Here is a 5,591-nt window from a genome sequence, read left to right as displayed (position 1 = left end):
GGGCGTTGGCCGCCGGGCCGATGACCAAGCAGGAGCTGGCCCGCGCGACGGGCCTTTCCTCCGACGCCCTGCAGGAGGCGCTGAAGTATCTCAGGACCCGGGATTTGGTGGCCCAGGATCCGTCCGGGCGCTGGGACCTGCTGGTCCCGCTGATGCGTCGCTGGCTGCGGCTCCACCCGGAACTGGGAGGCAAGCATGGAGGTGTACGCTGAAACGGTTGTTGGAGTTCTTCTAACATCCGGCGGTAGCCTCCTGGGGGAGGTGGATGTGCCGGAAGGGGCAGGGATGGTGCCGGCGGTCCGGGACGGCGATGGGGCGCAGCCCGTCGAGGGGAGGCCTTGGTCGAGGGATGGATACCTGGGGTTGGGTGGGGTATGGGTGAAGGAATGACGCGCGGCGGTATCATCCCCAAAGCCCCCGGAGACCCAAACAATGCCACGCCTCGAGGGAAATGCGCGACATACAGGCCATCTTCATAGAAGCAACTCAGTGTTCTCGAGGTTTGTGATAGGGGTGCACACCCACAAGCAAGCCAACCCTGACATGGCTTGGTACTCCTGCACGCAGACATCCTCTCTCTACCTTCCAATTACCATCACCTTCGGCTATACGAAACTGGCCCTCGGAGAAGGACTCCGAGGGCCGGCAGGTTCACCATCACCCGAGTCGTGCCGCTACGGCCCTGGTCGCGCCGCCACGAGCAACGCCTGCAACTGCCCGTCCCCTTTCGCGGCCACCACCAGCACCTTCTGCCCCGGCTGCAGGTCGCTTAGGCCGCCGATGCCGCGGAAGCGGGTCTGCCCGGTGACCGTCACGGTGACGCTCTGCCCGCCGTGGGCGGTCAGGGTCAACGCGTTGCCGCTCACCGCCTCTACCTGACCGAGCAGGCGCACGCGGCCCGGTCCGCCTTGATGACCGCCGCCCCGCCCTTCCAGTCGGACGCCCACCGCCAGGGCCACCCATCCTCCGTCCTTGCCGGGACGGGCCAGAGCGATGGCCTTCATGCCCGGATTGAGGTCGCCCAGCCCAGAGATACCCCTGAAGCGGGTCTGGTCGTTCACCTGCAGGGTCACCTGACCGTCGCCCTGCGTATTCAGGGTGAACTCGTGCTCGCCCACCGCGGTGACCACCCCAACGAACCGCCGGGCGTCGGCCGGCTTGCGCCCTGCCGCCACGGCCAGGGCCACCCAGCGTCCGTCCACCTCGGCCGCGGTGACCAGCGCCGCCATGCCCGGCTGCACCTCGTCCAGCCCCTGCACGCCGCGATAGCGGGTACGTTCGGTGGTGGCGAAGATGACCTCTTGCCCCTCACGCGTCTTGAGGGTCAACTGGCCCGCAGCGGGGTTCACCGCCATCACCTGGCCCACGAAGCGCTGCACCTCGGGCCGGGGGCCAGCGGCCACGAACAGGGCTGTCCAGCGGCCATTGTCGCCCCGGGTCGCGCCGACCACGGCGGCCATCCCGGGCTGCAGGTCGCCCAGGCCCTGGATTTTGCCCTGATAGCGGGTCTTCTCGGTGACGCTGAAGTTCACCGTCTCGCCGCTGCGGGTGCGCAGGGCAAAGGCGCCGGCGCCGGTGTCCACCGCCGTCACCTCACCGGCGAAGCGCTGCACCTGGCGCTTGCCTTCCCGCGCCCCCACGACCCGCGCCAGCAGCGTGCCGTCGTCCTGCTTCTCCCCCGCGGCGGCGGCGAACATCCCCGGCTGCAGATCGCCCAGCGAGGCGATGCCACGGAAGCGAGTCGCTTCGTTCACGGCCACCGTCACCTCGCCCTGGCGGGTGTCCAGCACAAAGGTCCCGCCTTCCGCGTCCACGCGCACCACCCGACCGGCTGCGCGGGCGCCCAGGCGCTGGGAGGGGTCAAAGTCCTCGGGGAGCAGCACCACCACGCGGGCCAGGAACACGCCCTCCTGGTCCGTGGGGCGTCCGACGCCCGCCACCCAACGCCCGACCGTCAGGTCGCCAAAGGTGGCTTCGCCGCCACCCGCCTGACGGAAGCGGGTCTGCTCATCGACCCGCACCGTCACCTCCCGGCCATCGCTGAGCAGCAGCGTGAACTGCCCATCGCCGATGGCCGTCACCTGCCCATAAACGCGCATTCCCGCGCGATTCGGTCGCTGCTCGTTTATCGCCGGGGCGGCCAGGGCCGTCCTCACACTCATCATGGCCAACGCCAGCACGGCCAGGATGGTCCACAATCCTTTGCGTCCCATGGTGCACCTCCAGTTTTGTCCAAGGGGTTTGCCTTTCGGCGCTTTCATCCTACCCCTGGCCTGCAAGGAAGGCGTCAGCCCGTTGTAAAAAGCCTGTAAAATCCCTACCACAGCCCCTTTCGCGGGCGGAACAAGGGGGGCAAGTCGCCGGGCACCACTCGCTGATACCACTCGGCCAGATAGCGCACCACCTCCTCGTAGCGCCTCGCCGGGATGTTGCGATACGACGGCACCCGAAACTGCTTCTTCAACGCGCCGTAGATCAGCGCGTAGGTCTCCCGCTGCTTGGCCCGCTGGGGGTCCAGGGCCCTGGCCAGGGCCCGGACCATCTCCTGGACATGCTGCGCCTGGGCCGCGTCCAACTCCGGCTGCAGACGGGCCTCCAGGGCGCTCAGCCGCTTCTCCATCGTCTCGAAGAAACGGCGCACCGAGGCACCCAGGGCGGCGTACACCTCAGCCTCCTCAGGGGCGAGATGCCGGTCGGCGAACTCGGCGCGGAACTCTTCGGGCAGGATCAGGTTGCGATAGGCCGCCCAGGCGAACTCGTAGAACTCGCGCTTGAAGCGGATGACCTGCTCCCGCAGCGCCGGCTTCACCCGCTCGTGGTCGATCCCGCCCAACAGGTAGGGCACCCGCCGCAAGTCCAGGCACTGCACCGCCCCGCGGAGCCCTTCCACCCGCTCGCCGGGCAGCGGGCCCAGGGAGGTCACCGCCTCGCGCAGCACCGGGTCGCGACCAATCCGGCTCTGCAGCGCCTGCCGGCTCAATCCCAGGGCCTGCGCCAGACGGCTCACCGGCAGGTAGGGCCGTAGGTCGTTGTCCACCACCAGCAGCACATCCACCCCGTAGAAGGTCACCTTGCGCCATTTGATGATAAAACGCCCCATTGCACTCCCTCACTTGATGTGACCATCATGTTGCACCTTTCGCCACCAGACCCGGGGGATAGGTCACGCCAAAGGGGCCCCCACCCACCCCACCGGATCCGGCGCCCTCTTACCCCGGTGTGGTCATCCACTCCCGGACCTCGGGGGGGAGGAACCGCTCCTGGAAGGCGATCCACCCCAGTTGGGCGATCTCCCGCTTGTACGCCAGGACGCGCTCGCGGAGTTCCGGCTCCAGCCGGGAGACTTCCACGCCCATCAGCCACCCCGGCAAGTAGCGCAGGGGGAAAACAACTACGGCCGAGCGCCGCCCACCCCAGGAGGATTCCCCCTCCGGCGGGGGCGGGTTCACCTTCCGCAGGGTGGGGCCGATGACCGGATCCCGTTTCATGCGCCGTAACTGGGGGGAAAAGGTCAGCCCTAAGGCTTCGGCCACCTGCCTCACGGGCAGGTACAGTTCGCCGTCACGCAGCAAAAAAGATTCGACATAATTTTCGAAGAGTTCCAGGGTGAACACCTTGAGGATGTCGCTCATGTTGCCTCCAGAGCAAGATACGCCATCAAAGTCAACAGCATCTCCTGGGAGCAGTTGGCCATGGCCTCCCAGTCGGGATGCACGCTCCGCGCGGCGGCGAAGCCGTAGTTCAGATGCCGCCAGAGCAGGTCCTGCAGCGCCGCCGGGCCCAGGCGAGCCAGACGCTCAAAGGCCCCGCTGGGGGAGCGTCCCTGCCGGGTGGCGTGGATGGCCAGGCCCAGGGGGTGTTCCACCCCGCGCGCCCGCTGCGTGCAGGCGTAGAGCAGCCAGGCGACGAAATGTTCTGGCGGGTGTTGTTGCAGGTCCTGGGCTGCTTTGGGGTTGAGGTGGGGGTTTTGCAGCAAAAGGGACCAGGACCAGCCTGACTGACTCCCTGCTGGGCTTGTCCGGGGCCCTTTCGTAATCGCAGCGCGCCAGTCAGTTGGTTCTCGATAGGTTGAGGTTAAGTCGCTTTTAGGTGAGGAAGGGTTTACTGAGTTAAAGTGAGGGAAATTTGGGGCGCTGTCGGGGGAAGTTTGGGGCGCTTCCGGGGGCATTTTCTGGTCGTTCCGGGGGAAGTTTGGGGTGCTTCCGGGGGAAGTTTTTGGCCCTTCCGCGGGAGGTTCTCGGCGCTCCTGGGGAGAACCCGCGCCGTTACCGGAGGAAAAGAGGGGCGTTTCTGTGGAAATCATGGCCAGCACCTCAGCGGTGCGCAGGAGTATGTCGCGCGCCGGCGGGGTGGCGGCCGGCGTCGAGAGCCTTTCCTGGAGCAAAACCAACGCCTGCTCTGGCTTGCCGCCTTGCATCTTCTCGCGGAGGGCTTCCAGAGGGTGAAAATCGCGCCGTTGGATGCAGGAACCCAGCGTGTCCAGGGCCAGGCGGTAGGCTTTTTCGTCCGCCGGGGTCAGGGGTTCGACCGTCTGGACGGCTAAGGTGAGGGTGCTGCCCCGGCCGGGGAGACGGCGGAGAAAGTCCTCGGGCGGCGCTTCCAGGGGGTTGAGGGGGGCGTCCAGCGGCGCGGGGGGGATGAGTTCTCGCACATAGCGCACCTTCTCGATGCCCACCCAGGCCGCGGCGGCGGCGGTGGTGGTTTCCAGCAGGCGGAAGCCCCGGCCCACGGCCCGCCCGTTGCGCTCGGCCAAGTGGCGGGCGGTGAGGTAGAGCCAGGCGAAGGTGTGCCCCAACCGCGGCAGGTGGTGTTGAATGAAGTACCAGGAGACGAAGAGTTTGCCCCAAGTCTCGACCAGGGTGCTCTCCAGCAGTTCGGCCATGCTGAGCACCTGGCGCTGGATTTCGGGCGGCAGGTTGGCGGGCAGGTCGGCGGCCAGCACATCCCGCAGGCTGGCGTGGTAGGCGGGCGCGGGCGGTTCGTTGGGCTCCAGGATGAAGGCGCGCGGGGTGGGGATCAGGCCGTGGGGCGCGGCCTCTAAGGTGCGGGCCAGAGCGGTGATGGGGTTGTCGGGCCAACCGTGGCGGTGGAGGGAGGCCAGCACCCGGGCCCGATCGTGGGGGGTCAGGGGCAGGTCGGCGGTGAAGGTGTAGCGGTTGGGCGCCTGGCGGTTGGCCTGCAGGTGGCGGTCGCGCTCCACCCGCACCAGGGGTGCCAGCAGGTTTTTGTTAAGCAGGTTGTTGATGGTGCGGGGGGTCAGGTGGGCCCAGCGGGCCAGGACCTCGCGGGTGACCTCTACGGCCTGGCCGGTGAGGCGGGTTTGCGGGCCGTGGGGCTGGCGGTAGGAGAGGAAGTAGGCCTGCCGCAGGGCCACATAGAGCCAGGCGGCCCGCGTGCCCAGCAGGGGCACCCAGCGCAGAAAGTAGCCGGGCAGGAAGATCACGCGATGGCTTTGCTGTAGGGCCTCGCGCAGACGTTGCTGCACCAGGCTCAGGTCGAGGGCCGGCGGGGCCTGGACTTGCGGAACAATTGTTCCGCTGCGCGGCCCGGTTTCGGCGGCAATCATCCGTACACTGCTCGAGAAGAAGGTC

The 5,591-nt window shown here is 67.7% G+C and carries 5 protein-coding genes; 1 reads left to right on the top strand and 4 read right to left on the bottom strand.

Annotation, left to right across the window (positions count from 1 at the left end):
- Nucleotides 1–20 precede the first annotated feature (20 nt).
- Nucleotides 21–212, top strand: coding sequence for a hypothetical protein (locus tag G4O04_07130; protein HEY58288.1), 192 nt, complete (start codon nt 21–23; stop codon nt 210–212).
- A 462-nt stretch (nt 213–674) separates the two neighbouring features.
- On the opposite strand, the gene G4O04_07125 is transcribed toward G4O04_07130, so the two are convergent.
- From G4O04_07125 to G4O04_07110, 4 genes are all read right to left on the bottom strand, one after another.
- Nucleotides 675–2,213 carry a hypothetical protein gene (locus G4O04_07125; protein HEY58287.1) on the bottom strand — a complete coding sequence of 513 codons (1,539 nt, stop codon included), beginning with the start codon at nt 2,211–2,213 and terminating at the stop codon, nt 675–677.
- 104 nt (nt 2,214–2,317) lie between these two features.
- Nucleotides 2,318–3,100 (bottom strand): hypothetical protein, encoded by a 783-nt coding sequence (locus G4O04_07120; protein ID HEY58286.1) that lies wholly within the window; start codon nt 3,098–3,100, stop codon nt 2,318–2,320.
- 109 nt (nt 3,101–3,209) lie between these two features.
- The gene (locus G4O04_07115) at nt 3,210–3,632 is read right to left on the bottom strand and encodes a hypothetical protein (GenBank protein HEY58285.1); all 423 of its coding nucleotides are present in this window, start codon (nt 3,630–3,632) and stop codon (nt 3,210–3,212) included.
- Nucleotides 3,629–5,566 carry a hypothetical protein gene (locus tag G4O04_07110; protein HEY58284.1) on the bottom strand — a complete coding sequence of 646 codons (1,938 nt, stop codon included), beginning with the start codon at nt 5,564–5,566 and terminating at the stop codon, nt 3,629–3,631. Before G4O04_07110 ends, G4O04_07115 begins: the two co-directional genes overlap by 4 nt.
- Nucleotides 5,567–5,591: the final 25 nt, after the last annotated feature.

The organism is Anaerolineae bacterium, from assembly GCA_011176535.1.
GTDB lineage: Bacteria > Chloroflexota > Anaerolineae > Anaerolineales > DRMV01 > DUEP01.
The sequence above is the reverse complement of the archived record's forward strand: the minus strand, read 5'-3'. Positions and strand labels throughout refer to the sequence as shown.